Origin of the sequence: Colwellia psychrerythraea (genome assembly GCF_000764185.1) — a bacterium.
Lineage (GTDB): Bacteria > Pseudomonadota > Gammaproteobacteria > Enterobacterales > Alteromonadaceae > Colwellia > Colwellia psychrerythraea_B.
On the sequence record NZ_JQEC01000042.1, the window covers coordinates 1 to 25969 of the forward strand.

Annotated in this window: 19 protein-coding genes and 1 riboswitch; of the genes, 7 read left to right on the forward strand and 12 right to left on the reverse strand. The window is 37.6% G+C overall.

Translation table 11 applies throughout. The features are described 5' to 3' along the window. Positions 1–108: 108 nt before the first annotated feature. The 5 genes from GAB14E_RS08460 to GAB14E_RS08440 all read right to left on the reverse strand — a co-directional run bounded on the left by GAB14E_RS08460 (position 109) and on the right by GAB14E_RS08440 (position 5571). Positions 109–1026, reverse strand: a complete 918-nt coding sequence (locus tag GAB14E_RS08460) for a hypothetical protein (RefSeq protein WP_033082997.1) — start codon at positions 1024–1026, stop codon at positions 109–111. Positions 1027–1702: 676 nt separating this feature from the next. Then, positions 1703–3121: a replicative DNA helicase gene (gene dnaB / locus GAB14E_RS08455; protein WP_033082998.1), complete on the reverse strand. Its 1419-nt coding sequence runs from the start codon at positions 3119–3121 to the stop codon at positions 1703–1705. 201 nt (positions 3122–3322) lie between these two features. Beyond that, positions 3323–4288: a DUF4097 family beta strand repeat-containing protein gene (locus tag GAB14E_RS08450; protein WP_033082999.1), complete on the reverse strand. Its 966-nt coding sequence runs from the start codon at positions 4286–4288 to the stop codon at positions 3323–3325. A 79-nt stretch (positions 4289–4367) separates the two neighbouring features. Then, entirely contained in the window at positions 4368–4958 is a 591-nt protein-coding gene (locus GAB14E_RS08445) for a hypothetical protein (protein WP_052093785.1), read from the reverse strand. Continuing rightward, complete coding sequence (locus GAB14E_RS08440; RefSeq protein ID WP_052093822.1) at positions 4951–5571, reverse strand: RNA polymerase sigma factor; 621 nt, start codon at positions 5569–5571, stop codon at positions 4951–4953. The genes GAB14E_RS08445 and GAB14E_RS08440 overlap by 8 nt, the downstream gene beginning before the upstream one ends. Before the next feature lie 323 nt (positions 5572–5894). Here GAB14E_RS08440 and GAB14E_RS08435 point away from each other — a divergent pair, with 323 nt between their 5' ends. Beyond that, positions 5895–8456 carry a zinc-dependent metalloprotease gene (locus GAB14E_RS08435; RefSeq protein WP_033083001.1) on the forward strand — a complete coding sequence of 854 codons (2562 nt, stop codon included), beginning with the start codon at positions 5895–5897 and terminating at the stop codon, positions 8454–8456. Positions 8457–8638: 182 nt separating this feature from the next. Here the strand turns inward: GAB14E_RS08435 and rpmE are convergent, their stop codons facing one another. Further along, on the reverse strand, positions 8639–8851 hold the full coding sequence (gene rpmE, locus GAB14E_RS0123155; RefSeq protein ID WP_033083002.1) for a 50S ribosomal protein L31: 213 nt from the start codon (positions 8849–8851) through the stop codon (positions 8639–8641). 283 nt (positions 8852–9134) lie between these two features. Here rpmE and priA point away from each other — a divergent pair, with 283 nt between their 5' ends. The 5 genes from priA to GAB14E_RS08410 all read left to right on the forward strand — a co-directional run bounded on the left by priA (position 9135) and on the right by GAB14E_RS08410 (position 14462). Then, complete coding sequence (gene priA / locus GAB14E_RS08430; RefSeq protein ID WP_033083003.1) at positions 9135–11345, forward strand: primosomal protein N'; 2211 nt, start codon at positions 9135–9137, stop codon at positions 11343–11345. An 85-nt stretch (positions 11346–11430) separates the two neighbouring features. Beyond that, a complete protein-coding gene (locus GAB14E_RS08425) occupies positions 11431–12006 on the forward strand; it encodes an SPOR domain-containing protein (RefSeq protein ID WP_033083004.1) in 576 nt (191 codons plus the stop codon). Between the two features lie 83 nt (positions 12007–12089). Next, the gene (hslV, locus tag GAB14E_RS08420; protein WP_033083005.1) at positions 12090–12608 is read left to right on the forward strand and encodes an ATP-dependent protease subunit HslV; all 519 of its coding nucleotides are present in this window, start codon (positions 12090–12092) and stop codon (positions 12606–12608) included. Positions 12609–12692: 84 nt separating this feature from the next. After that, the gene (gene hslU / locus GAB14E_RS08415; protein ID WP_033083006.1) at positions 12693–14024 is read left to right on the forward strand and encodes an HslU--HslV peptidase ATPase subunit; all 1332 of its coding nucleotides are present in this window, start codon (positions 12693–12695) and stop codon (positions 14022–14024) included. A gap of 60 nt (positions 14025–14084) precedes the next feature. Beyond that, positions 14085–14462, forward strand: coding sequence for a gamma-butyrobetaine hydroxylase family protein (locus GAB14E_RS08410; RefSeq protein WP_033083007.1), 378 nt, complete (start codon positions 14085–14087; stop codon positions 14460–14462). Positions 14463–14567: 105 nt separating this feature from the next. Here GAB14E_RS08410 and GAB14E_RS08405 read toward each other — a convergent pair whose 3' ends face one another. After that, positions 14568–16427 (reverse strand): methyl-accepting chemotaxis protein, encoded by a 1860-nt coding sequence (locus GAB14E_RS08405; RefSeq protein ID WP_033083008.1) that lies wholly within the window; start codon positions 16425–16427, stop codon positions 14568–14570. Positions 16428–16723: 296 nt separating this feature from the next. Beyond that, on the reverse strand, positions 16724–18727 hold the full coding sequence (locus GAB14E_RS24210; protein ID WP_052093786.1) for a putative bifunctional diguanylate cyclase/phosphodiesterase: 2004 nt from the start codon (positions 18725–18727) through the stop codon (positions 16724–16726). Positions 18728–18937: 210 nt separating this feature from the next. On the opposite strand from GAB14E_RS24210, the gene rraA reads away from it, so the two are divergent. Continuing rightward, a complete protein-coding gene (rraA, locus tag GAB14E_RS08400) occupies positions 18938–19423 on the forward strand; it encodes a ribonuclease E activity regulator RraA (protein ID WP_033083009.1) in 486 nt (161 codons plus the stop codon). 9 nt (positions 19424–19432) lie between these two features. Here rraA and GAB14E_RS08395 read toward each other — a convergent pair whose 3' ends face one another. The 4 genes from GAB14E_RS08395 to GAB14E_RS08380 form a co-directional block, all read right to left on the reverse strand. Next, the gene (locus tag GAB14E_RS08395) at positions 19433–21046 is read right to left on the reverse strand and encodes a GGDEF domain-containing phosphodiesterase (RefSeq protein WP_033083010.1); all 1614 of its coding nucleotides are present in this window, start codon (positions 21044–21046) and stop codon (positions 19433–19435) included. A gap of 93 nt (positions 21047–21139) precedes the next feature. Beyond that, a complete protein-coding gene (locus GAB14E_RS08390) occupies positions 21140–21676 on the reverse strand; it encodes a hypothetical protein (RefSeq protein WP_033083011.1) in 537 nt (178 codons plus the stop codon). Continuing rightward, entirely contained in the window at positions 21676–23475 is a 1800-nt protein-coding gene (locus GAB14E_RS08385; RefSeq protein ID WP_231562064.1) for a tetratricopeptide repeat protein, read from the reverse strand. The genes GAB14E_RS08390 and GAB14E_RS08385 overlap by 1 nt, the downstream gene beginning before the upstream one ends. A gap of 255 nt (positions 23476–23730) precedes the next feature. After that, positions 23731–23813, forward strand: a riboswitch (cyclic di-GMP riboswitch). Between the two features lie 288 nt (positions 23814–24101). Next, on the reverse strand, positions 24102–25883 hold the full coding sequence (locus GAB14E_RS08380) for a DUF885 domain-containing protein (RefSeq protein WP_033083013.1): 1782 nt from the start codon (positions 25881–25883) through the stop codon (positions 24102–24104). Positions 25884–25969 lie beyond the last annotated feature (86 nt).

The window sequence follows — 25969 nt, forward strand, 5'->3', positions numbered from 1 at the left end:
CTGGTTATTAAAGTTATCAACAAAATAGCTTTGCAGTTTTTTATCAGCATGATTTGTATTAGTAAATTTAAGCGACTGTCCTAGTTAATTGCTTTCTAGTTAATTGCTTTAACTATAAATGGTGCTCATGTCGAAACCTTGTTGTTTAAGCTTGGCAGTTAATTTCTCAAAAACGTCATCATGCACATCCTCCCCATCAACAAGTCGGATATCAGTAAGTTTGCCAAAAGCAGGGTGTTCTATATCTGGTGTATCAATACCACGCACTTTACGCAATGCTAATAACATCAATGCCGGATAAGGAATAAACTGCCAATTGAGATTATTAAACTCAAAAAAGCATTTACTTGGCGGCGCGGCAACTTGCATCACTTGGTCATCACATAACAGCGTTATGTAGGCTGTTATTTTATCAGGTTTAGACGTATCCCAGTCATCAACAATGTGCTGGTAAGTAAAGCCTGCTATGGCAGAATGTAAATGATTATTACGATACCTTGAATATAGCAAAAGCATAAAGTCAGTCATATGGCTACTTGAACGATTTAGCCAACCACGACTATAGGCTTCTGCTAAAAATTCAAACAAGTTGTCCGCTTTATCAAGATCTCCTAACATCACTGCAATACATAGATTAAATATTTTATCTGGGCTAACTCGTCCTTTTGCCTCTCGTCCCAATAATTTTGCAGCCCGTTGATAGGCAAATAATGAAATAGCTGCGTTAATCAAGCCATACTTTAAAACATTTACTAGCCAGCACCTAGAAATCTCCCCCTCTTTAATGAAGACTACTTCTGCATGAATTTCAAAGTAGTTTTGTGGAATAACCATTTCTGATTTTAATATAGTCCATGGTATGTGAACGAACTCTTTCCTTTGAGGCGGAAGCTCTCTGCTAACTTTGCCATGCTCTGCATAATATAATAACTCCTGCTCATTATTTTCAAAAACATTCGCATACTTTTTGACATTATTTTTAGCTGCATTTTGCTTTCTTAAAAATTTTTCTAAAATATTACTCATTTCATTATCCTGCGGGAACAGTTTTAACTAAACAATTAGGATACTTGCTTATAAAACAACCTTTCTGGAAACAATAACACATGTTAATTTTTATACATGGTAAAAACATCAACATCGAGATGTCAGTATAAATTAAGGGCTGTGATTAGTGCTGAGTTGTTATGCTAAGAGTTTATATTTCAATCAACTGTCCTAGTTAATTGTTACTAATAGCCACTTAAATATAGGTATTTGGCAGGGAGTATATTTAGGTGAGTATAGAAACCATGCTAATAATCGCACGACTGTCGCCACGATTAATGGTGAGTAGAGAGCTAAGGGATTGCAAATTGGATCCCCGACTAACACCCCACGGGAGTAACATTTGACTTGTTGCAATTATGATAAGGCAAAATAGTATTCAGCTTTAAACTGTACTGCTCAAGTTAAAGGAAGCAGCATGGAGTTAACGTTAGTCCATACTCCATGCTCTCTAGACTGAACTTTTATCTTAGCCTTAGCCTTCGGGTATTAAAATGATTTTTTAAATTATAAGCAAGAATGAAAATAGTCTTCAGCTTTAAGCTGTATTGTTCAAGTTAAAGGAAGCTGCACGGAGTTGACGTTAGTCAATGAGTACTGCTGACAACTAAATTGAGCATTACAGCGACAAGATGATTACTATTTAGCTATTCACTTAGTCTTCTTCTAATACATGCGGTCCGGCGTAGTTATCAAAACGCGAATACTTACCTTGGAAGGTTAAAGGTACACGGCCGATTGGCCCGTTACGCTGTTTACCAATAATAATTTCTGCCATGCCTTTAAACTCACTATCATCGTGGTAAACCTCATCACGATAAATAAACATGATTAAATCGGCATCCTGCTCTATTGAACCTGATTCACGTAAATCAGAGTTAATTGGCCGCTTATCGCTACGCTGCTCTAGACCACGGTTTAGCTGAGAAAGTGCCACCACGGGTACTTTTAACTCTTTAGCTAAGGCTTTAAGTGAGCGAGAAATTTCAGCAACTTCTAAGGTACGGTTATCAGAAAATTGTGGTGCGCGCATTAATTGCAAATAATCAATCATGATCAAACTAATACCACCATGATCCCGGTGTATTCTTCGTGCTCTTGAGCGTACTTCTGTCGGCGTTAGACCTGCAGCATCATCAATGAACATTTTACCTTTTTCCATGAGCAAGCCCATAGTTGAAGAAAGGCGTGCCCAATCTTCATCTTCTAATTGACCCGTACGAATTTTGGTTTGATCAATGCGCCCTAAAGAAGCCAACATTCTCATCATGATTTGATCTGCAGGCATCTCTAAACTGAAAATAAGCGCGGGATGTTCTTGCGTCATGGCGGCATGTTCGGCCAAGTTCATCGCAAACGTGGTTTTACCCATAGAAGGTCGCGCAGCAACAATTATCAAATCTGATTTTTGTAAACCTGCGGTCATTTTATCTAAATCAGCATACCCACTTGGTACACCCGTTACACCACCGGAAGGCGCCGAACAAAGCTTTTCAATGCGATCAACAGTTTTCTCTAATACTGAATTAAGACTTTCAGGGCCTTCTGATTTATTGGCGCGTTTTTCAGCAATGGCAAAAACTTTGGTTTCGGCAAAGTCGAGTAGTTCCGCACTGGTGCGCCCTTGTGTATCATAACCTGCCTCAGCAATTTCATTGGCAACACTGATCATTTCACGAGTTACCGCTCGCTCTCGAACGATATCAGCATAAGCGGTGATGTTAGCGGCACTTGGCGTATTTTTCATCATCTCGGCGAGATAAACAAAACCACCAGCATCATCCAATTTTTGATCGTTTTCTAATGCTTCAGATAAAGTAATTAAATCAACCGGCTCACCTAGTTCAATTAAAGCACCAATGGTTTCAAAAATAAGACGATGTGAGCGACTATAAAAATCAGCGGCAACCGCTCTTTCTGCAACACGGTCCCAAGTTTCATTATCAAGTAGTAGCCCACCAAGCACAGATTGCTCAGCTTCTAATGAGTGCGGTGGTACTTTCAATTCATCAATCTGTTTGTCTTTGATAAATTGATGTTCTTTTGCAAATTTACGTGGCTTTTTGTCGGCCATTACCTTAACCCTACTCTGCTACATCACCGTACTCACATTTGTGTTGAATTTTTCTTTAACTATCACCTTAGCTTTTATCTTTACTATGGCTTTAACTAAGCTAAAACAACGATTGCGAGTATCTAAAAAAGGAGTGCTAATGTAGCAGAATTTGCCTTATGGGAATATAAAATTCTTCTAAAAAACTGTAAGGCAAACTATTTATTTACTCTTAATCTTAATATTACCGCTAACCGTTGATACTCTTACTAAAGCACTACCGTTAGCTGTTTGAAAGTTTAATTTAGCGCCTGGTCCATATTCATCGTGATCAGTTTTTGCTTTGCTTATTTTATTATTTATATCGCCACCAACACTCGACTTAAGGCTAAAGTCCGCATCAATTCCTTTTTGAAAGCTAAACTCTAAATCACCACTAACCGTTGAAGCTTTCAGTAATGCTTTTTCATTTAAAGTCAGTTTTGCCGTTAAATCGCCACTAACAGTCCTGATACGTAACTCGATAACTTCAGCTAAATTCAGTTCACTACTGCCGGAAACATTGTTGAAAAAAACTTCTTTAGCTTGGCTATTAACAACAACCTCACCACTAACCGATCTAATTTCTAAGCGCCCAGTCGAGTCGGTATCTTTGATATCACCACTAACAGCGTTTAACGATACTTTCCCTGCCAGTTTATGACTATTGATATTGCCACTAATACTATTTATCTCAATGCTTTGGGTAATGTTTTTCGCCAGAATATCACCACTAACACTTTTAACTTCAACACCAGCGTGTAAGTTGGATAAATGAATATCACTAGAAATACTTGATGCTTTCATGCGGATGTTTTTTGGCATAAAAACAGTGATTTTAGAACCGTCTGCATTCCAGCCATCCATACTTGGGTATTCAACCTGAATCAATACTTGTGCACCTTTTTGCTCAAAAGTAAGCTTTTCTGCATCATCATCTAAGGTTCCTGTCACTGATATTTTATCTTTATTCCAACCAATGACATTGATAAAACCACTGTGGTTATTAATAGATACGTTGGTGACATTATCACTCGATATACTTTCAGCAACGTCAACCGTTGCCAGTGTTTGACCACTAAGTATTATGCAGGTTGCTACGGTAATGATGTTTATGCCTTGTTGTATCTTTCTTTTAAATCTGTTCATAAGAACCTCTTTCTCGGGTAATTAATACTGTGCTTAGCTTAATCGTTAGCTTTGCTTTTTTATTAGGTCTAATAAATAGCTATATCACTTGATATTGGCGATATAATTGCTGTAATAATTTCAGCTCTTGCTGTTGGGTAAAGTCTAATAAATTCAATAAATCGACATTATTTTCATCCGTTAGCAGTGCTTTTCTTATTGATGCTCTGGCGTCTGCCAGTTGTGTTAATTCTATTTGCATTGCCGCAGGTAACGTTTCAAGCGATGGTTGCCCGTAGCTAGCAAGTAACGTTTGTTTTTGTTGCTTAAAACTTTGCTGCATAAAATTAACTAACTGCCCTGAGCTTGGATTTACTTGTTCATTATTTTTCACCAGTGCCGATGTACTTTGCTCATTTATCGCGGGTGAAAAAGTAAACCAAGACATCAGCATTACCATGGCAATAGAGGCAGCCCAAGCACTAGGTATAAAGACATTACTTTTTTTGATATCGTAATTTTCTTGGCTTTTCTGATTAATCGCGCGCTCAATGCCAGGCCATAAATCTCGTTCAGGCATCATTTCATTGGGTAGTATCGCCACTTGTTCGGCCAATGTTTTTTCTGAAACTACCCTATTTCCGTCTATCTTATCTTGATGTATATGCTCTTGAGGTGTTTTATTATTCATGATTAAATTCCTCAGTAATCGATACAAAATCATTAGCCGTTAATGATTCTTTTAATAAGTTTCTCGCCCTGTGATACTGCGATTTACTAGAGCCGACAGCCATTTTTAACATTTTAGCAATTTCCTCGTGGCGATAACCTTCAACAGCAAATAATACAAAAACTAACCGTGCTCGTTCAGGTAATCTGGCTATGTGCTGGTCTAGTATCGTCAACGTTGAGTCATCGGTTAAACCAACACTAGGCTCCGCGACATTTGCTGCTTGCTCTTCAATACTAAAAACACGTTGCAACCAGTTCTTATGTTTGCGTAAGTGCCCCAAAACAACATTGGTGGCAACGCTGTGTAACCAAGTACTGAATTTACTTTCACCTCTAAAATTATTAATTTTTTGCCATAGCACGACAAAAACTTCCTGACAGACATCTTCTGCACTGTCTTTGTCTGCTAGCATTCGCCAGCACAACGCATAAATTGGCTTATGATGTTTTTCATAGAGCTGATAAAAAGCACTTTGAGAGCCGTTTTTAGCTTGTGCTATCCATGCCAGTTCACAATCACTATCACCGGAGTTATGATGTTTACTGCCATTAAATCGCGCTTGGCCATCGATGACTTTTTTCTGCTGTTCATCTTGTGTTGCTTGGCTATCCAAGTGTTAAAGCCTCAATAAGGTTCATAATAATTTTCCAGTATAACGATTTAATGTAACTAACTGACCTTCTCTGCAATATTAATTAAGATACCGATGGTGATTAAAAGGTTTAAAGCTATTTCAATAAAATAGCAAAAATATTCAAAAGCCTAATAAAGCTACGCCACCTGTAACATCTTGTTACGTTTTGCCGATTTTGCTTTATTACTTTTATCTAAAATCATGTGTAAATTAGCATATCTAAAATTATAACTATAACAAACTCCCCAAAAGGAACTTCAATGAAATTAACCAGTCTTGCCATCGCTCTTACACTTGCCTTAGGTAGTAGCCAAATGGCACTAGCCGAAGATACAAAGAAATCTAAAGCAAAAAAGAAAGATCAAACTATTGAGCAAATGATTAAAGAGAAAACAGCCACACTTGGCCTGTTTGATTTTTATCAAGATAAAAAGACTGGTGAAACCTTAATGTTGCTTGATGAAAGTCAATTAGACACGCCTTTTTTACATTTTGCCCAAACCGTTGATGGTCTTGCTGATGCTGGACATTTTCGTGGTGGTTATCGCGGTGAAAAGATCATTGAATTTAGACGTTATTTTGATCGTGTTGATATAATAACAAAGACTTCTCGCTATCAGTTTGATGAAAATAACCCACTTAGCCGTGCCAAAGGTGCCAATATCAGTGAAGCGGTGCTAGCTAGTTTAAAAATTGAGAAGGTAGAAGACGGTCAAATCGCTTTAAAAGTCGATAAACTATTTTTAAGTGAAGCATTACATAAAGTATCTCCATGGGCCAAAGCCGGTGATAAAAAAGCTAAAAAACGCTTTAAAGTCGGAAAATTAAACAGTAAAAAATCACGTATTTTAGATAAACGCGCTTACGATAATAATGTTGATATCGTGGTTGATTATGTTTTCAATAACCCCAACCCAAGTGTTTATGGCTCTAAAGCGGTTTCAGATCCTCGCTCGGTATCCATTAAATTACAACACTCTTTTATAGAGCTGCCTAAAGCAGAGTTTGTTCCACGTTATGAAGATGCCCGCATTGGTTATTTTGGCACTCAATATGATCAAATGACCTCCAGTAGCTGGGCACCTTATAAAGATGTTATTAATCGTTGGAACCTAGTGAAAAAAGATCCCAGCGCTGCGGTATCTGAGCCAATTGAGCCAATCGTCTGGTGGATTGAAAACACCACACCTTTAGAGTGGCGCGACACTATTAGCGACGCGGTATTAGCGTGGAATTCATCTTTTGAAAAAGCGGGTTTTAAAAACGCTATGCAAGTTAAAGTTCAACCCGATGATGCGACTTGGCAGGCAGGCGATTTAAATTACAATGTGCTGCGTTGGACTTCTTCACCGCAACCCCGTTTTGGTGGTTATGGACCCTCTTTAGCCAATCCATTAACGGGTGAGATGCTTGGCGCAGATATAATGCTTGAATTTATTTTCATGAAAAACCGTTGGATATATAACAGCTTATATAGCCAAGGCGCAGCTAGTATTGGTTTTAGTAGTGATGGAGTAAATAGTAGTTCAACGCCAGATTCGAGTAATGCATTAAATTGTAGTGCCGGCCATGAATTGCAACAAGGTTTATTACTTAGCCAAGCTATGGAAAGTGGTAGTGACATTGAACATAAAGCGGTGTTAAAAGAAGGCTTACGTCACCTCGTTTTACATGAGGTAGGTCATACGCTAGGTTTAAACCACAATATGAAAGCATCTATTTTGTGGGATGAAGTCGAGATTCATGATAAGTCACTTACTAAGGGTGCATTAACTGGCTCAGTAATGGATTACTCCCCCATTAATGTTGCCCCTAAAGGCACTACTCAAGGTGATTACTTTCAAACAGAGCCAGGTCTTTATGATGATTGGGCCATTGAATATGGCTACTCTATAGCCCTTGAGAGCTCTGAAGAAGAGCAAAAACGTCTGGCTAAAATACTTGCCCGCTCTGACGAAAAAGGTTTAGCTTTTGGTAATGATGCCGATGATATGCGTGCTCCTGGTCGTCATATTGACCCGCGAATTATGACTGGCGATTTATCATCTAACCCGGTTGCTTATGCCAAAGAGCGTATGGTATTAATTCAATCTTTGTTTACTGAGCTAAAAAATAAAACACTTATTGATGGTCAATCTCATCAGCAACTATTAATTTCTGCCAATTCACTGTTTGGTCAATACAGGCGCCAGGCGGATGTAATTTCTCGTCAAATTGGTGGCGTTTATGTAGAGCGTAATGTAGTTGATAGCACTAAAACACAAAGTTTGCCGTATACGCCTGTACCAATGGTAACTCAGCAAGCTGCTATGCAAGCATTAACTAATTATGTTTTTGCTGGTGATACTTTAGCAAGCATGCAACCGTTATATAGTTACATGCAACATCAACGTCGTGGTTTTAATCATTACAATAAAAATGAAGACCCTAAAGCACACGATATGATTTTGCATATGCAAAAGTCGGTATTAAATCAACTGCTGCATAAAAATGTATTAAAGCGTATTTCTGATACTAGTTTATACGGTAATGACTATTCGCTAACGGCTGTAATGTCTGATTTAACGGAGGCTATTTTTAATGAGAGTAAAAAAGTTAGCTCCCTCAGTCGTAACATTCAAGTTGAATATGTTAAGCGCTTAATCGCTATTGCCGGTGTTGCTAAACCGTCAACTTATGACAATCTAGCTAAAGCCGCAGCGGTTGGTCAGCTTACAGAAATTTTGGATAAAAGCTCTTCAATGGGTTTTGGTAAGAGTATGGAAGAAAAATCACAAGATGCTTATATCAGCTTAATGATAAACAAAGCACTTAAAGTTTAACGACTAGATATTTAGTACTAATAGGCATAGTAAATACTAAAAGCCCGGTATATATTACCGGGCTTTTTTGTGGGTATTAATTATATTATGTATTCGTTAGAGATATGAAAACAGTCAGCAATTTTCAGACACAAAAAAAGCGCCAATTGGCGCTTTTTACGTTATTGCAGGTAAATAAGAATTTACTTCTTACCAATCGCAGCAAAACGTTTGTTGAATTTATCAACACGACCACCAGTTTCAGCAGCTTTTTGTTTACCTGTGTAGAATGGATGACAAGCAGAACATACGTCTAGGTGAATATCTTTACCTAAAGTAGAACGAGTTGCTATTACATTGCCACAAGAACAATTTGCTGTCATCGCAGCGTAGTTAGGATGAATACCTTCTTTCATGGGAACCTCTATCTCTTTTGAGAATTTGGGCGCATCGCCACTTAGCCATTCATTAGTGCCTATCGTTATAATAGACCAAATGCTAAGCACCATACGTAGTTTAAAATTAATGGTGGCGAATAATAAAGTATAGTTTGAGTAACTTCAACATAAAAAGTCATAATATGGCTAAAAAGCAACTTATTTCGATTATTTACTGACAAAGTAAGAATGTTACTTGGCAGGTTAGATAACACGGGGCAAAATAGCAGCAATTATTGCTAACCAAACTTACTGATTAACATTGTCTGAACATTATATTCAAGTTGCAATCCCTGTCCCTATGCGACAGCTATTTACTTATCGTGTACCTACCTCATTATGCTCACCAGCAATAAAAGTAGGCGAACGCGTAGTCGTTCCTTTCGGCCCGAGAAAAGTTATCGGGCTCGTCATTGATGAACAAGCCGAATGTAATTTCGAACCAAATAAAATTAAAAATATTACCGGTCGCCTGAACGATAATTTTAATTTAAGTAAGCAACTAGTTAGCTTTTTACAGTTATGTGCCCATTATTATCATCACCCAGTTGGTGATGTTTTTCAGCAAGCTCTGCCGGTACTGTTACGAAAAATAGAAAATATCACCTTAAGTCCACCTATGGTTTGGCAGACGAAAACAGCTAATAAAGAACAAGAAACATCACTCAAAAAACTTGAAAAGAAGGCTGCAAAACAATTTTCCTTATATCAACTCATTAACAGTCACCATGGTATTAGCTGGGTAGAACTTCGTACCTTGGGCTACAGTAAAGCGCAGTTAAACGCACTGCAAAGCAAAGATTTAATCATTGAACAAGAACAGGTAGTTAGCCAATTTAGTTGGCAAGAAGATACGCTTAACCAAGCAGATAAATTACTACTTTCAAGTGAACAAGCTATCATTGTTAGTGCAATTAATAGTTCCTTATCAAGCTTTTCTTGCCATTTAGTTGATGGTGTTACTGGTAGTGGTAAAACTGAAGTGTATTTGCAAGCCATGGAAGGTGTACTTGCCAAAAACCAGCAAGTATTAGTAATAGTGCCTGAGATAGGTTTAACTCCACAAACACTAAATCGCTTTGAACAACGCTTTAATGTGCCAATTGCCCTACACCATTCAGGACTAAACGATAAAGAACGCTTAGCGACTTGGTTAAGCGCCCAACAAGGCAGTGCTGCCATTGTTATTGGTACACGCTCAGCAATATTTACCCCTTTGCATCAATTGGGTTTAATCATTATCGATGAAGAGCATGACTCGTCACTAAAACAACAAGATAGTTTTCGCTATCATGGTCGTGATATGGCCATTTTACGGGCTCGACAATTAAATATCCCTATTGTTTTAGGTACCGCTACGCCAAGCTTTGAGACTTTGCAAAATGCTTTGTCAGGGAAGTATAGTTACCATCAACTTCTTAACCGAGCGGGTAAAAGTAATAAGGCTAAAATAGCCCTTATTGATATGAATCATCAGCAAGTTGAATTTGGGCTATCTGGCACACTTAAAGATGAAATGAAAAAAACCTTAGCGCGCGGTGAGCAAGTTTTATTGTTTTTAAACCGCCGAGGTTATGCGCCTGCCATCAACTGTCAAGAATGTCATTGGTTAGCTGAATGTCAGCGATGTGATAAACCTTATACTTTACACCAAAAACAGCAGTTACTGATTTGCCACCACTGCGGTAGTCAAAAACGTGTACCACCTCAGTGCCCTAGTTGTGGCAGTGTTCGAATAGCGCCGCTAGGACAAGGTACCGAGCAATTAGAGTCTCGTTTAGAAGAACTATTCCCCGACAGCTCCATTGTACGTATTGATCGTGATAGTACCCGAAAAAAAGGTGAACTAGCTAAGTTGCTGCAAGAAGTCAGTGATAAAAAACATCAACTGCTTGTTGGTACTCAAATGCTCGCCAAAGGCCATCATTTCCCTGATGTGACTTTAGTTGCGGTACTTGATGTTGATGGTGCATTATTTAGCTTTGATTTTCGCGCTAGTGAGCAGATGGCACAATTATTAATACAAGTAGCTGGTCGTGCTGGACGTGCCAGTAAACCTGGCAAGGTTCTCGTTCAAAGTAATTATGTTGATCATCCTTTATTACAAGATCTGGTTCACAACGGTTACCATCATTTTGCCCATCAAGCACTGACAGAACGAAAACAAGCATTATTACCTCCTTTTACTTTTCAAGCCTTACTGCGTGCTGATTCTAATTATCCTTCCTACCCAGAAAAATTTTTGCGTGCTCTTACACTACGGCGTATAGAGGGTTGTGAGTTTGCCGGACCGGTCCCTGCGGCAATGGAGAAAAAGGCCGGTAAATTTAGGTTTCATTTGATCATTCAAGCTAAGTCTCGAAAAGATTTACATCGTGCAATTCTACAGCTTCTCATCCAGATACCTAACAATGAGTGGCAGGGTAAAGTACGCTGGAGCTTAGATGTAGACCCGATTGATCTTAACTGGTAACAAAAAACTCGAAGCTAACGGTGTTTTTTACTGTTAGCTCAGTTACACTAGCTAAAATTTCCCCCTAGTGACCGCTCCTCTTTTCATGGCTAATCAAGATTACGTTTCTCGCGCTCCTGTAAAAAAGAAAAAAAATACTCGCAACGGTAAAAAACCGACAAAAAACACTAATACAATGCCGCTAAAAGCTAAGCTAATCAGTGTACTTTTGGTGTTCTTAATTGCAGGATTTTCTTATGGCTTATGGTCATTAAAAACAGATCCTGACACTAAAACCCCCTTAGTTGTGCCCGTAGAAACCGCTAAAGATAAAAAGGCGGCCAACAAAGCTAACGAATTACCTAAGCCCCCTAAAGAGAAGTGGACTTATGTTAAAGACTTGGCAAGCAAAGAAATTGAAGTAGGAAAATATGAGGTAAAAGAAAAAGGCCCTTATAAAATGCAATGTGGTTCATTTAGAACACAAAAACAAGCCGAAACACTAAAAGCCAGAATAGCTTTTGCCGGGCTTGAAGCACAAGTGAAAAGTGTTGCCGGAAAAAATGGTACTTGGACTAAAGTATTTTTAGGCCCGTACCCACGTAAACGCCTTGCTGAAAAAGACAAACATATGCTTAAAAGAAACAACATTAATGGTTGTCAAATTTGGTTATGGCAATAATTAATGTTTCAGCTTTCCTTGAAAAAATCATAAAGACCCCCAATTACATTAGCATCAAAGAATTGAGTTAAAATGAGGTTAATGTGACTACTATTGTTTCAGTAAGACGTAATGGCAAAGTGGCCATTGGTGGTGATGGTCAAGTATCTCTTGGCAATACCGTCATGAAAGGCAATGCCCGTAAAGTTCGCCGTTTGTATAATGGTAAGGTTTTAGCTGGTTTCGCCGGCGGTACGGCCGATGCATTTACTTTGTTTGAGCGTTTTGAAAGCAAATTAGAGCAACACCAAGGACATTTAACTAAAGCCGCGGTAGAGCTTGCTAAAGACTGGCGTAGTGACAGAGCGTTGCGAAAGCTCGAAGCATTACTCGCTGTTGCCGATGAAACCGCATCATTAATCATTACTGGCAATGGCGACGTTGTTCAGCCTGAACATGATCTAATTGCTATTGGTAGTGGTGGTAACTTTGCCCAATCTGCCGCCATAGCCCTACTAGAAAACACTGAATTAAGTGCCAAAGAGATAGTCGAAAAATCATTAACTATTGCTGGCAATATTTGTGTATTTACCAACCACGAACAGACAATAGACGAACTCTAACCTAGCGCTTTCACTAGGAAAACAGATTAATATGCTGCCTGAGTATGAGTACAACACTCCTCAAGCAACAACGAGGAATAAAGAATGTCAAACATGACCCCGCGCGAAATTGTCCATGAATTAGATAGCCATATTGTTGGTCAAAGTGATGCCAAACGAGCTGTTGCCATCGCACTAAGAAACCGTTGGCGCAGAATGCAGCTTAATAAAGACTTACGTAACGAAGTGACCCCTAAAAATATACTTATGATAGGGCCAACTGGTGTTGGTAAAACTGAAATAGCACGTCGTTTAGCAAAGCTTGCTCAAGCTCCATTTATTAAAGTAGAAGCAACTAAATTTACCGAAGTAGGATATGTTGGTAAAGAAGTTGAAACGATTATTCGTGACCTTGCCGATATGGCGATAAAAATGGTTAAAGAACATGAAATGGATCGTGTTAAACATCTTGCTGAAGAAGCCGCTGAAGAGCGTATTTTAGATGTACTTTTACCACCTGCACGTGACAACTTTGGTAATGATGAAGAAAGTGAAAATACCAATACTCGTCAAATTTTCCGTAAAAAATTACGTGAAGGAAAATTAGATGATAAAGAAGTTGAGCTTGATTTAGCCGCGCCTCAAGTCGGCGTTGAGATCATGGCACCTCCAGGCATGGAAGACATGACGTCGCAATTACAAAACATGTTCCAAAACATGTCTAGTGATAAAACCAGTAAACGTAAACTTAAAATCAAAGACGCTTTGAAAGCTTTACAAGAAGAAGAAGCCGCTAAAATTGTCAATCAAGATGATATCAAGCAAAAAGCAATTGATGCAGTAGAGCAAAACGGTATTGTCTTCATCGATGAAATTGACAAAATCTGCAAGCGTGCTGAAAGCTCAGGTGGCGGTGATGTTTCTCGTGAAGGTGTACAGCGTGATTTATTACCTTTAGTTGAAGGTTCAACGGTAAGCACTAAACATGGCATGATTAAAACTGATCATATTTTATTTATTGCTTCAGGCGCATTTCAAATGTCTAAGCCATCAGACCTTATTCCTGAATTACAAGGTCGTTTGCCAATTCGTGTAGAATTACAAGCGCTAACGGCTGATGATTTTGTCCGAATATTAACAGAACCTTTTGCTTCTCTGACTGAGCAATACATTGCCTTGCTCGCAACAGAAGGTGTATCTGTAACCTTTACCGATGATGGCATTAAAGCTATTGCTGATTCAGCTTGGCAAGTTAATGAAACCACTGAAAATATTGGTGCGCGTCGCTTACATACTATGATGGAACGTTTGGTTGAAGACTTATCCTTTAATGCAGACCAACGTAGTGGTGAGACAATCACTATCGATCAAGCTTATGTAACTAAAATATTAAGTGACGTTGTTAAAGATGAAGATTTAAGTCGTTTTATTCTTTAGTTTTAAGAGATAGATTGGGCTGGCTGAATTAAATTGATAAAAGGTAAGTGGCATACCACAATGAAAATTATTAGCTTTATAATAGACAATAAGCAAAACAATCTGACTATTGAGTTTTCTGATAGTAAAAATATGGAGAGCGCACAACTAAGCTTTGAATATTTACGCATTAGCTCACCAGTAAACTCAGCTAAAAATCTAAAGTCTGGCCAGGCTCAAGTAACGAGTCATAAAAAAGAGGTTGTTCTAGTTAACATTGAAAGTGTTGCCAAACATGGTTATCGCTTAATTTTTAATGATGGTCACAATGCTATCTATGCTGAAGCATATATCCATACATTAGTACATGAACATGAAGTACGTTGGCAACATTATTTAACTGAATTAAAGGTCAGTGGTCACTCCCGTGAAGCGATGATTAATATTAAACAGTTGTAATAAAGAGCCCACACTTAAATTATTAAAAAGCCTTAACTTATAAAAGTTAAGGCTTTTTTTATATAAAATAGTACTGATGTGATTAAGGCACAACTTTAGGCAACGTTAAACTGTAAAGCGGCTAACTTCTGTGGTTAGTACTTGTGCTTGTTGTGATAGCTCCTCACTCATTTGCTCATTTTGCTTGGCTGATTCGCCCGACTGCACGGTAACATCTCTAATCATCACCACGTGTTCGTTAACTTCGGAAGCAACAGTACTTTGCTCTTGAATAGCCGTTGCAATAGCACTATTCATATCCATTATTAAAGCAACATCTTGGGTTATTTCGTCAAGCATGGCGCCAGCTGAACTTGCTTGTTCAGCGCTCTCTTCCCCTTGAGTACGACATTGCGCCATTAAAATCACAATCTCTTGAGTACGTTTTTGCAATAGACCAATGATAGTCTCTATTTCTTGCGTTGAGTCCTGTGTTCGGCTAGCCAATGTTCTCACTTCATCTGCTACCACGGCAAAACCTCGACCTTGCTCTCCAGCCCTAGCTGCTTCAATAGCCGCATTTAAAGCAAGTAAATTTGTTTGTTCGGCAATGCCACGGATAACATCTAAAACTGAGGCAATGGTAATACTTTCTTTTTCCAACTCTTTAACCACGTTTTCTGAGTCTAATAATTTCTCTGATAATTGCCCTATTTGATTAATAGTCTGTTCAACTCCAGCTTTACCCTTACCGGCATTACTATTAGTTAACTCGGCCTTATGTGCAGCTTCACGGGTATTAGTAGCAATTTCATCTACTGTAGCGACCATTTCGGTTACTGCCGTCGCAACAAGATCTGTTTGTTGCATTTGGGTATCCACACCTTCATTAGCATTGTAAATATTTTCAGCTAAACTACCTGTAGCTGTATTAAGGGTGTTTACTGAGTGGTTCACTTCAACAATAAGTGATCGAAAGTTGGTTAACATATGGTTAAAAACTTCCGCCATATCGGATAATTCATCACCGCCACTTACTTCAACACCAGTGGTTAAATCATTACTTTGAGCAATTTTGTTCATCGTTCGCTGTAAGTTATTGATTCGATCTAAAATGCTCTTACCAATTAACCAAGCACTTACTAAAGCCACGGCTAGAACAACAGTAAACAGGCTGTAAGCTAACGTATTGACAAAATCGACATCTTCTTTTACTGCTATCTCGCTGTTAGTAACCAGTTTAGTTAGTTCGTTGTCAACTTGATGAACTACATTACGCATCTCTTTCATCACGCCAGTTTTCTCGTTATAACCTAGTTCTTTTTGCGCAGTCACTAGGTTTAAAAAAGCACTTTGATAGCCTTTAATTAACTTGCTCACTTCCTGCTTTTTAGCGGGTGAAAAATCACTGTCTTGCACACTCGAAAGTAATTTATTGGTATTACCTTGCAGTTTACCGACATACTTATCATCAAGTCGTAACATAAAATCCTTTTCATTACGCCTAAGTTGTAACATCTCGCTGCGCAAACGATAATTATTATTACCAATCAACGTTTCAACATTATGAACCGCTGAGCGAAGCTCACCATATAAACCAGCTTTAGCGTCCAAGCCAATTTTCTTTTGCAAGAGAACAACTTTATTAAACTGGTTCTGATACTCAGCTAGGATACTTCCAGTACTGGTTAACTCAGGCATAGACAAGCCGACTTGAGAAAAGTCTTTTGTCAGCGTAATAATTTGCTGTTGTGCCTTTGCCATTTGACTGTTAAATTTATTTTGGTATTTAAGTGTCTTACGTGAAATAAAGTCCTTTTCATCACGCCTAAGCTCTAATACAGAAGCTTTAATATTACCTATATTCTTAGCAATATTAATATCATGTTGTAAGGACGAGCTTGCGGAATTCAGTAACATCAGCATCAAGCTCATTGCTAGTATTAATATGGTGGTGTTAGCGATTAGTTTATGTTTGATGAGCATAGAGTTAAACCTTCAAAGTGTGCCTAGATAAATAAAGAATGATAAAACGAAAATATTGCTTATCCATAGCCCATTTTCACCTTTTCTACTGATGTTATTATATTCAAAAATAACAATGTAGTTACAATAGTAGAAAAAGGAGGCATCACTTGGGATCCTCCTCTTTCTTAGTATAGACATGTATCGGTAAGTATCAGATTTTTTTTAATTTATTTTCACTAAAAATTAAAAATTTATCATTTGTGGGTAATTATCCGAATAGGGGCATTCAGAGGGTGATAAAACAGTTTACACGGTTATTTTCTTTTAAGGTAACGAACGAGTTCTTCTTCAGGTAAAGGCTTATTAATAAGGTAACCTTGAACAGCATCACATCCTAAGTGCCGCAATACATTAAGCTGCTCTACGGTTTCAACCCCCTCAGCTAAAACTCTTTTACCCAACCCGTGTGAAAGATCTATCATAGACTTCACAATGGTAAGATCAGAATCATTACTGGCAACTTCTTTAATGAAACTACGGTCAATTTTTATTTTATCTATGGGCAATTCACGTAAATAGGCTAACGATGAATAACCTGTACCAAAATCGTCAATCGAAACTTTAATTCCCATACTCTGTAATTTAACAATGCTATCCATTGCTCTGGTAATATCGGTCATTACTACATTTTCAGTAATTTCTAATTCTATATAGCTAGAGGGTAGAGAGTATTCTTTTAACAAGGACTGAATGTTAGTTACTAGCTGTTCATCTTGAAATTCAACAGCGGTAATGTTTATGGCAATAGCGATACGGCGTTGATATAACTCAAACCAACGTGCACTAGTTTGACAGGCCTTAATTAAAATATAATTATCAAATTCCTTATGCATGCCCAAGGTTTCCATTTCGGCAAGAAACTCACTAGGAGGAAGTAATCCTTTCTCTGGGTGTTGCCAACGAACTAATGCTTCGACCCCCTCCAACTTATTGGTTAATAGATTCAATTGTGGCTGATAATATAAAATAAATTCATCATTTTCTAATCCTGCTCTTAACTGCTTCTCCAACAACACCAAACGCCGTCCCTGCGCCTGCATGCCTTCTTCAAAGGCAACAGTGGCAATATTGTTGGTTTCTGCATGATGTAAGGCTAGGTTTGCTTTTTGCAACAGATCTTCGGATTTATCCGCATCATCCGGATAAAAGCAGTAACCTATACTTCCTTGGATGGTAACCTCTTGTTTCTCATAACGAAAACTACGCTCAATAAGTTCGTGAATATGGCTTACCGCTCTATCAACATGAGATAGCTGCTCAAACTCGATCACAAACATAAAGGAATCACCGCTTAATCGGCCTACAGCTTGTGGCATGAAAACACTGTGGTTAAGTCGTCTAGCTATTTCCCCAAGAATGTAATCCCCGACCTTCAAACCGTAAGTATCATTGACGAATTTAAATTGCTTAATATCTATTAAAAACACAGCTAACTTCAGCTGATTTGTATTACTGATATTTATTTCGCTTAGCTCATGCAGTTTATCCGACAATTGTGCCATCACTTGTCCACGATTAAGTGCGCCGGTTAATGAATCATGTTTACCTAGGTATTGAGCACGATTAATTGCATTTAACGCTGCAAACCTTTCTGCCCCTTGCATCCAAATGAGTAAGGTAAAGCCTAGGATATTATGCGCTGCAACATCAAAATATATTAGAAATAATTCTAACTGGCGAAACCAAGGTTCTGTTAAAGCCACAATTGATATAAAAGAGTGGATAAGATAACGCAGGCCAAAAACAGCAGAGAAATACATTAAAACTTGGCTAGAGAAATAACTTTTTTTATCAAATAAAAGGTAAGTCGCTAATGCGAATAAGCTGCAACCAAAAATAAAACTAGGTAAGCTAACCGTCAAATAAAAGTGGTTGAAAGCTTGGTCCGGATCAAAAGCGAAAAGAACTGTCGTGGCTAAACTAATCCCTATAATTCCCCCGACACCAGCCCATGATATTTTTTTGGGAATTTCTTTATTCTTTTTGGCATTATAAACCCCAAGTATTAGAAAAAACAAAAAGTAATACTGACATACCTGTTGAATAAACTCAGCTATCAATAGCCAATTACCAGTTATGCTAGGGGAAACCGCTTTAATGAAGTAACTAACAGTTAAGGCCGTAATACAGACTAACCAGTATTTGACATATTTACGAAAAAACGTTTGATAATAAGCAACAAAGACAAATAGTAACACCGAAAAAGCTACTGCTTGCGTTGCATATAAAAATGTCTGAGGTTTAAAATATTCGATCATAAAAATGCTTTATCATAACTATCTACAGCCAGTTTTGAGTGAGTTATTGTTAGGGGGTGGGGTAAATTCAAACACCAAACAACTGTGCTATTAAAAAGGCTTTTACTTTAAAATTCAAGTAATACCCACTAAATATATAATAGGTTTTATTTTATACATAACAAGATATACTGACATTGATTATCCCCCCTCAAATAAAAGAGAGCTAGCATGCAATACAATACCTCTGAATTATGTGACTTTTATGCCGATTTAATTGATGTTGTTGATCCTATCTTTTGTAATTATGGTGGTTGTAGTTCTTTTGCTGGTAAGGTTGTCACGTTAAAGTGTTTTGAAAATTTAGGTCTGATCAGTGAATTAGTTAACCTTAATGGTACGGGAAAAGTGCTTGTTATTGATGGCGGCGGCTCTACACGCCGCGCGCTTATTGATGTGAATATTGCCCAATCAGCTGCTGACAATGGCTGGGAAGGTATTGTTTGTTACGGCAGTGTCCGTGATGTAGATGCTTTAGAGGATATAGATATTGGTATTCAAGCATTAGTGGCAATCCCCGTTGGGGCAAGTATTCAGTGTACCGGTGAAACAGATATTGCCATTAACTTTGCCGGTGTAACCGTGTTACCAGATGATTATATTTATGCTGATAACACTGGCATAGTACTATCACCTGAAGCATTAGATATTGAATAGACTTAAGTGCTAATAAATAGACGGCCTAGCTTCTGGAGGAATAGATTCTGGGTGCTGTAAATACCACTTCTCTAGCCAAATTTCAATCTCTTCTGGCACAACACCTGAGTGAATAATATCTCCTTGCATAAGCTCCCCTCCCATAGCAATATATGCCTGCGATGAATCATGGCGATCAATATTAGTACCAATAAGTGGGATTTTCATACTGCGAGTTAAGGTAACCAGTGCGTTAGTGATGGCCTTATCTACTCGGTTACTACTATCATTACTTAACTGTTGACAGTTTACCTTCAATTGATGGATAGCCACTTTACGTACATAGCGTAATGATTCATAACTGCCAGAGAAGTTTGATATGGAAATATTTATCTCTAACGATTTTAATTGATCTATGATGCTTTTTACTCGATGACTAGCACTAAGCATAACTTGCTCATTCAACTCGATCATTAAATATTTTCCTGCTATCCCATACTGCTGTAATTTTTGCTCGATAAAGTCGACCAAATCGACTTCAAACAAACTTTCATTAGCCAAACTCACAGAAATACGCTGATAGACACCAATTCTATGTAGAATTTCAAGAGTAGTAAATGCCTGATCAAGCATCTGTTTTGTTAAGCCATACAACTCCCCACTTTGTTCAGCAAGCTTTGAGAAATCTGATAATTCAAGTGGTTTTGCATTACTGCTCTCATACCAATGAACTTTTAATTGAAAACCAACAATGTTGTAATTATTAATATTAACCTGCGGTTCAAGGTAACAATGTAATTTTTTATCTTGAATGTCTTGGCGAAATGATTCCATCCGAGCAAGTTGGCTTTGAGTATATAAAATACTGCTATTATCGAAATAACTAATAATTTGCTGAGATTTCAAACCATTTAGCAATGCATCACCGGCATGAGAGATAACCTCTTCAACACTGTCGCCGTTTTCGTCTGAAATGGCGATGCCAAAAGCTAGCTCAAAATTTAGAGAGAAACTTTTAAAACTCATGGCATTGGGTACTGCTTCACCTAACTGTTGACACAATTCATCGAGTATCGCTTTATCATCGTAACGGCTTTGAGTTAAATCATAAACCACTAAGAATTGTAAACTTTGCAACCGAGCAATGCGAACAGGCTCAGGGCTGATACCAAAATTCAATAGTTTTTTGTTGATTGCTATTCTTTGCTGTAAACAATAAGCAAGTTGCAATAATAAGAGGTCTGAGTTGTGATAGCCTAGTAAACTATTTACTTGTTGAAAATTAATAGGTTTGAATACCACAGCGCCATAACGGTTGCCTTTATCTGATTTGATGGCAGACTCGAATGTTTTCAACGCTTGTTGTGCTGTCGGTAAGTTCGTTACTGGGTCGTGGGTGTAGATGAAAAGCTCTTCGACACTGATGGTTTCATTGCCTGAATGAGTAGGAGTTTCGCTAAATATTTTCTGAGTTAAAAACCAAGCTAAAATGATTGCTATGCTGATAGCAACCAAATAACTAACCATTGCCATCAAGCCGATAGGTAATTGTTCACTATATAGTTGCGCAAATAGTGCTGAAAGCGCAATGACAGCAATAAATATAACAAAAACAAAAAAGTATTTAGCGTTAAAACTACTCATATTTAATCACACTTACCCTAGGACGATTTACTAAAAAAGCTAGCCTAATCAAAATATTGCCTTTTGTACAGCAATACTAATTATGTTTTAAACTTAAGGGATACAAATACTTTTTTTATTCTTTGCCAATGATCCAACACTACTATCATCTGCGGTCAGTAAAGCATCGACTAAAAAAAGAAAACCATTTAAATTGTCACTTGACCAATAACGCTTCAATCGCTTATCACCCGTGACTATTAAGGCGACAAATTTTTTAAAAGCTGCACTATCATGATTTTCAAAACATTTCTTACTGACTGCTTTAAGGCGACCTCGGCCTTTTAAGCACTCCCTGAAAATAATACTGTAATTATTGATTAATGGGCTAATCAGTTCAAGGTGTATTATTAGTTGTTCAGACTCACATTCTTTTGCCTGTACTTTTAAATGTTCCAATTTTTGTTTAGCGAACTCTTGACCACGAGTCGCTATGAGTGTCAATGAGTCAACTAACACTTTATTTTCTTTACTGGTAGCTAAAACATCACGCTTTTGACTTATTAATTGTCGTTGTAATTTCTCAGCACGAAAGAAGAAATAAATACTAACCACAACAAAGACAAAAGTTATAATTAAAACAAAGAACATTAAGACACCTTAGCCTGATTAACGTGGCTAATATTAACAGATTCAGCTATGCGTGCCAAAAATAGATAAGGATCAATGTCTTTAAATCCAGGCGTACTTATATAGGATTTCATCGAAATAGAAAAGCCTCCTAAGTTAGCAAAAGCTCGGCTATTTAAAGCCTGTACAATAATATCAATTTTCACAGCTACCTCTTCTTTGTCTAAGTGTTCGAAAAGTAATAAATACTCCCCTTCGTTCAATAAACCTACATAATCGAAATCTGACAATTGCTCATTAATTGAACTAGCTATATCTTTAGCAACTTCATTGATGCTTTTATCATTAAAATGAAAGGTCAGTTCTTGCCAGTTCTCTACAACGAGGTAACCTACACTTAAAGGGTATTGAAACTTACGCGCTTTTTTAAAGGCCAACTGGTAATCAAATTTAGTCTGCATCGCATTTGGGATAACATAACTCGGCTTTTCAATTTCGTCATAAGCTAAGCTTCGTCTTTGTGAACGAAACCTTAAGAAGAAAGCAAGTATGGTAATTATAAGTAAACAAACTAACGCAGATAAGCTAATAATAATAACACGCTGTTTTTGATATTTCCCAACAAAACTACTCGATAACTCGCTATTCTTAGCAAGCTTAACAGCCAGTTTTCTAGACTCTTCAATCGGTTGAATTATTGTTGATGTTCCAAGAGTCAAATGAGACAGTCCGTGTACAAGACTAGAAGCCTTCTTCTTATCATTCAGCTTAAGTTGCAAAACTTGGCTATGTTTCACTCGCCAAAGGTAAGCGTTGTGATAATTAAGTTCTGCAAAGTGCATCTCCGACACCATGCGATAAAACCCGGCAAATTCTAATGAGATATCCTTACCATCAAGCAACTTAATGACGCTATTTAATATAGCATAACCAGCACTAACCTCTCCTACAGCCAATCTTGCTTTCGCTAATGCAACCATACTTTCAAGTTGTTCCGCTAACATACCATGTTGTTTAAATATTTTAATTGCTTGGTGTAATGGCTCTATAGCATGAATGAACTGCTTTTGACTGAGTAAAACTATGCCTAACCCTTTATTGGCATTTGCTACACTAATAACCGCATTTTTATTTTCTGCATGCTCTCTAGATTCCCAAAAGGAGTTATAAGCATCATCAAACCGTTGTAAATAAAAATAGGCGTAGCCTAAATACCAATAAGTTTGGTCAAGGTTAGTCAATTGCCCCATCTCAAATTTTAATTTCAGTATCTTTAATTGCATTGTTAGTGATGTTTGATAATCACCTAACTGGTGATAAGCAATTGTTAATATTGTCAGCAGCTCAATATGCTCAGTTAATTCACTTTGACTAATACCTCGCTCAACTTGTTGCAAGTCAGCTAAAGCTTGCTGATGTTTACCAACCATTACATATGCCACGCTGCGATAACTAAGCAATAGTAATTGATGTTTTAAATGACCGCTAAACTCACTATTATTTACAGCTGTTTGAATTAACACCAGAAGTTGTTCATATTCCTTTCTAGCAATATAGACTTCGGCCAACTTTAACAAAAGTGACAACTTAGTTTTTTTATCTCTGCTATTACTTGCCAAACCACTTTGAGCAAAGTAATACACTTGGTTGATATCCCCTTGGTTACTAGCAGCTCTGGCAGACAACAGAAATAATTTGGCCAGTATATCATTTGAGTAATGCTGGCGATTATCAATAATTTTTTCTGATAACTTAGCTATCTCCATAGAGTCGAGCATTTCACTATTTACTTTTAATAGTTGTTGAACTTGATTACTCAATACAGTTTGCTCAGAAGCTTCCTGCGTATATGCCTTAGTTGTTATAAATAAAGGCGACATGACGATAATAAGAGTGAAAATCCTGAAAAACAAGAAGCGCCGATTAAACATATTCATACCGTTAGTGATTGAAACATAAACCTTTGGCGTTGCCCAAAAGTATTTATTACTACTTTTACCTTATATAGCTAATTTAAAGTAGCCTTTTTTGTTTACATTTATAAAATTCAACCTATAATGACTATGAGCTTTACAGCTTGATAAGGGCAAATCTAATGAAAGTTAGAGACGCAAAGTTACCGGTCTAAAGGGAAACCTATGATAGCGGGACTGCCAAGTTTAGATATAGTGGGGGCTTATCTTAATTCGATATTTCACTATCTGTTTCTTCCGTTTTCTTTGCGTGCTCCCTCTCCCTTATTCTTTTACAACTCTTAAAGTTAGTCAAACTATCCCTGTCTGCACAAATTACTCTTTAAACTTTTATATCTGTAATTCAAGCTATCAATAACTTCTAGTGCCGTTTTTCTCTCTCAATATTTACACCACTAAATAAAGTGAATAGCCTAATATCACCTAAACAAAATCAGACTATTAACGGGGATAAATATCAATAATTAGCACAGCTATTTATTATGTGCTGTTTGCTTATGAATATACTGCATAACAACCTTATCCATCATAGATAATGGCATAGATCCATGCTTGAGTAGTTGATCATGAAAGTCTCTTAAATCAAAATCTTTAGCTAATGCTTGCTCCGCTTCTTTACGTAAGCGCTTAATTGTCAACTCACCCATTTTGTATGATAAAGCTTGCCCCGGCCAAGATATGTAGCGATCTATTTCTGTGGTTACATTGTGCAATGACAAAGCGGTATTACTCGCTAAAAAATCTATCGCCTGTGCTCTACTCCAACCTTGAGTATGCATGCCTGTATCAACGACCAATCGGCACGCTCGCCACATCTCATAAGTTAACCGGCCAAAGTTATTATAAGGATCTTCATACATGCCAGCCTCGATCCCTAAGTATTCAGAGTATAAACCCCACCCCTCACCGAACGCTGAGATATAAGTGCGATTACGAAATTTAGCCACATCAAGCATTTCTTTCGCTAAAGATATCTGTAAGTGATGACCCGGCACTGCTTCGTGGAGTGTTAAGGCTGTTAATACATAAAGTGGTCGTCTATCAAGTCTATAAGTATTAACCCAGTAATTACCTGGTTGGTCATCACGAGATGAACCAGCATATCTACCCGTAGTATATTTTGGAGCAATATTTTCTGGGACTGCCATCACTCCGTAAGGCGTTCTTGGTAACGTTTTGAATAATGCCGGCAATTTGGCATCCATTTGTTTTGCAATAAAAGAAGCTTCTTTTAATAGCTCTGTCGGTGTGCTGGCATAGAATTGCGGGTCAGTACGTAAAAACTGAACAAATTCACTAAAACTACCATCAAAGTTAACTTGTTTAATGATCTCGTCCATCTCAACTCGTATACGTTTGACTTCAGCAAGGCCTTGCTGATGCACCTGCTCTGCGGTCATAGGTAGCGTGGTATAATGAACTAACCTGTTTTGATAGTACCTTTTACCATTGGGCAAAGAGCTGGCGGCAATATTATCACGGGCATTGGGCTGGTATTCGTTTACCATAAAGTCGTAATAAGCTTTATATGCTGGCATCACTTTAGTGTTCAAAACTTTCTTAGCTTGTTGTTGTAAATCTTTCTGCTGGCTTTTACTTATAAAAGTAGAAATTTTAGTGAATGGTTTGTAGTAACCACTGTGAGTTACGTCTTCTTTAATATAGGCTAAGATAGATTGCTCAAAACCTTTCAAAACTACTTTAGGCTGGCTAATCCCACTGTTAAGGCCTTCTTTCATCCAATAAGTTTGCTGTGAAAAGTAACGTGGCAAAGCAGCTAACCTTGCTAAATAGTCTTGGTAATCTGCAAGGGTTTTAAAATCAACCTGTGTTGAAATACTTGCTATCCAAACATGAAAGCCAGACTCTGCCGTAAGAGGCATGTAATGCTCTTTATTAGTGTAACTATCTAACTGGTTTTTTAGGCTATAAGTGAGTACCGATAAATTAATCTGATTTTCTTGTGTTAATTTTTCAGTATCTAAACCGATTAACTGCTGATATAAAGCTAACCGCTGTTGGTATTGTGCTAATAAGGTTGCTGCTGATAAGTCGGGTAATTTTGCATTGTTGCCGCCGATACCTGGCTGATTAAAAGGGCTTGATTGGAGGTAACGCTCTTCATTTTCTTGAATAATATGTGCTAATTGTTGATCTTCATTAAAATTATTTTTTTCAACTTCAGCGGCGTAACTGGAATTAAACAGGCAAGTGCTAATGATAAACAGCACTAGGTAAGTGAATATAGGTTTCATTGAAGTAACTCAAAAAGAAAGATGGCACGACAATAACGTAATATTATTTTTCGTGCCTTATTTTTTTTGTATCTTTATTGTTAGAA

Excerpts from the sequence above, each read along its gene's own strand:
- GAB14E_RS08460 (WP_033082997.1), bottom strand. The coding sequence starts at position 1,026 with ATGAGTAATATTTTAGAAAAATTTTTAAGAAAGCAAAATGCAGCTAAA.
- dnaB (WP_033082998.1), bottom strand. The coding sequence starts at position 3,121 with ATGGCCGACAAAAAGCCACGTAAATTTGCAAAAGAACATCAATTTATC.
- GAB14E_RS08450 (WP_033082999.1), bottom strand. The coding sequence starts at position 4,288 with ATGAACAGATTTAAAAGAAAGATACAACAAGGCATAAACATCATTACC.
- GAB14E_RS08445 (WP_052093785.1), bottom strand. The coding sequence starts at position 4,958 with ATGAATAATAAAACACCTCAAGAGCATATACATCAAGATAAGATAGAC.
- GAB14E_RS08435 (WP_033083001.1), top strand. The coding sequence starts at position 5,895 with ATGAAATTAACCAGTCTTGCCATCGCTCTTACACTTGCCTTAGGTAGT.
- rpmE (WP_033083002.1), bottom strand. The coding sequence starts at position 8,851 with ATGAAAGAAGGTATTCATCCTAACTACGCTGCGATGACAGCAAATTGT.
- GAB14E_RS08425 (WP_033083004.1), top strand. The coding sequence starts at position 11,431 with ATGGCTAATCAAGATTACGTTTCTCGCGCTCCTGTAAAAAAGAAAAAA.
- hslU (WP_033083006.1), top strand. The coding sequence starts at position 12,693 with ATGTCAAACATGACCCCGCGCGAAATTGTCCATGAATTAGATAGCCAT.
- GAB14E_RS08410 (WP_033083007.1), top strand. The coding sequence starts at position 14,085 with ATGAAAATTATTAGCTTTATAATAGACAATAAGCAAAACAATCTGACT.
- GAB14E_RS08405 (WP_033083008.1), bottom strand. The coding sequence starts at position 16,427 with ATGCTCATCAAACATAAACTAATCGCTAACACCACCATATTAATACTA.
- GAB14E_RS24210 (WP_052093786.1), bottom strand. The coding sequence starts at position 18,727 with ATGATCGAATATTTTAAACCTCAGACATTTTTATATGCAACGCAAGCA.
- rraA (WP_033083009.1), top strand. The coding sequence starts at position 18,938 with ATGCAATACAATACCTCTGAATTATGTGACTTTTATGCCGATTTAATT.
- GAB14E_RS08395 (WP_033083010.1), bottom strand. The coding sequence starts at position 21,046 with ATGAGTAGTTTTAACGCTAAATACTTTTTTGTTTTTGTTATATTTATT.
- GAB14E_RS08390 (WP_033083011.1), bottom strand. The coding sequence starts at position 21,676 with ATGTTCTTTGTTTTAATTATAACTTTTGTCTTTGTTGTGGTTAGTATT.
- GAB14E_RS08380 (WP_033083013.1), bottom strand. The coding sequence starts at position 25,883 with ATGAAACCTATATTCACTTACCTAGTGCTGTTTATCATTAGCACTTGC.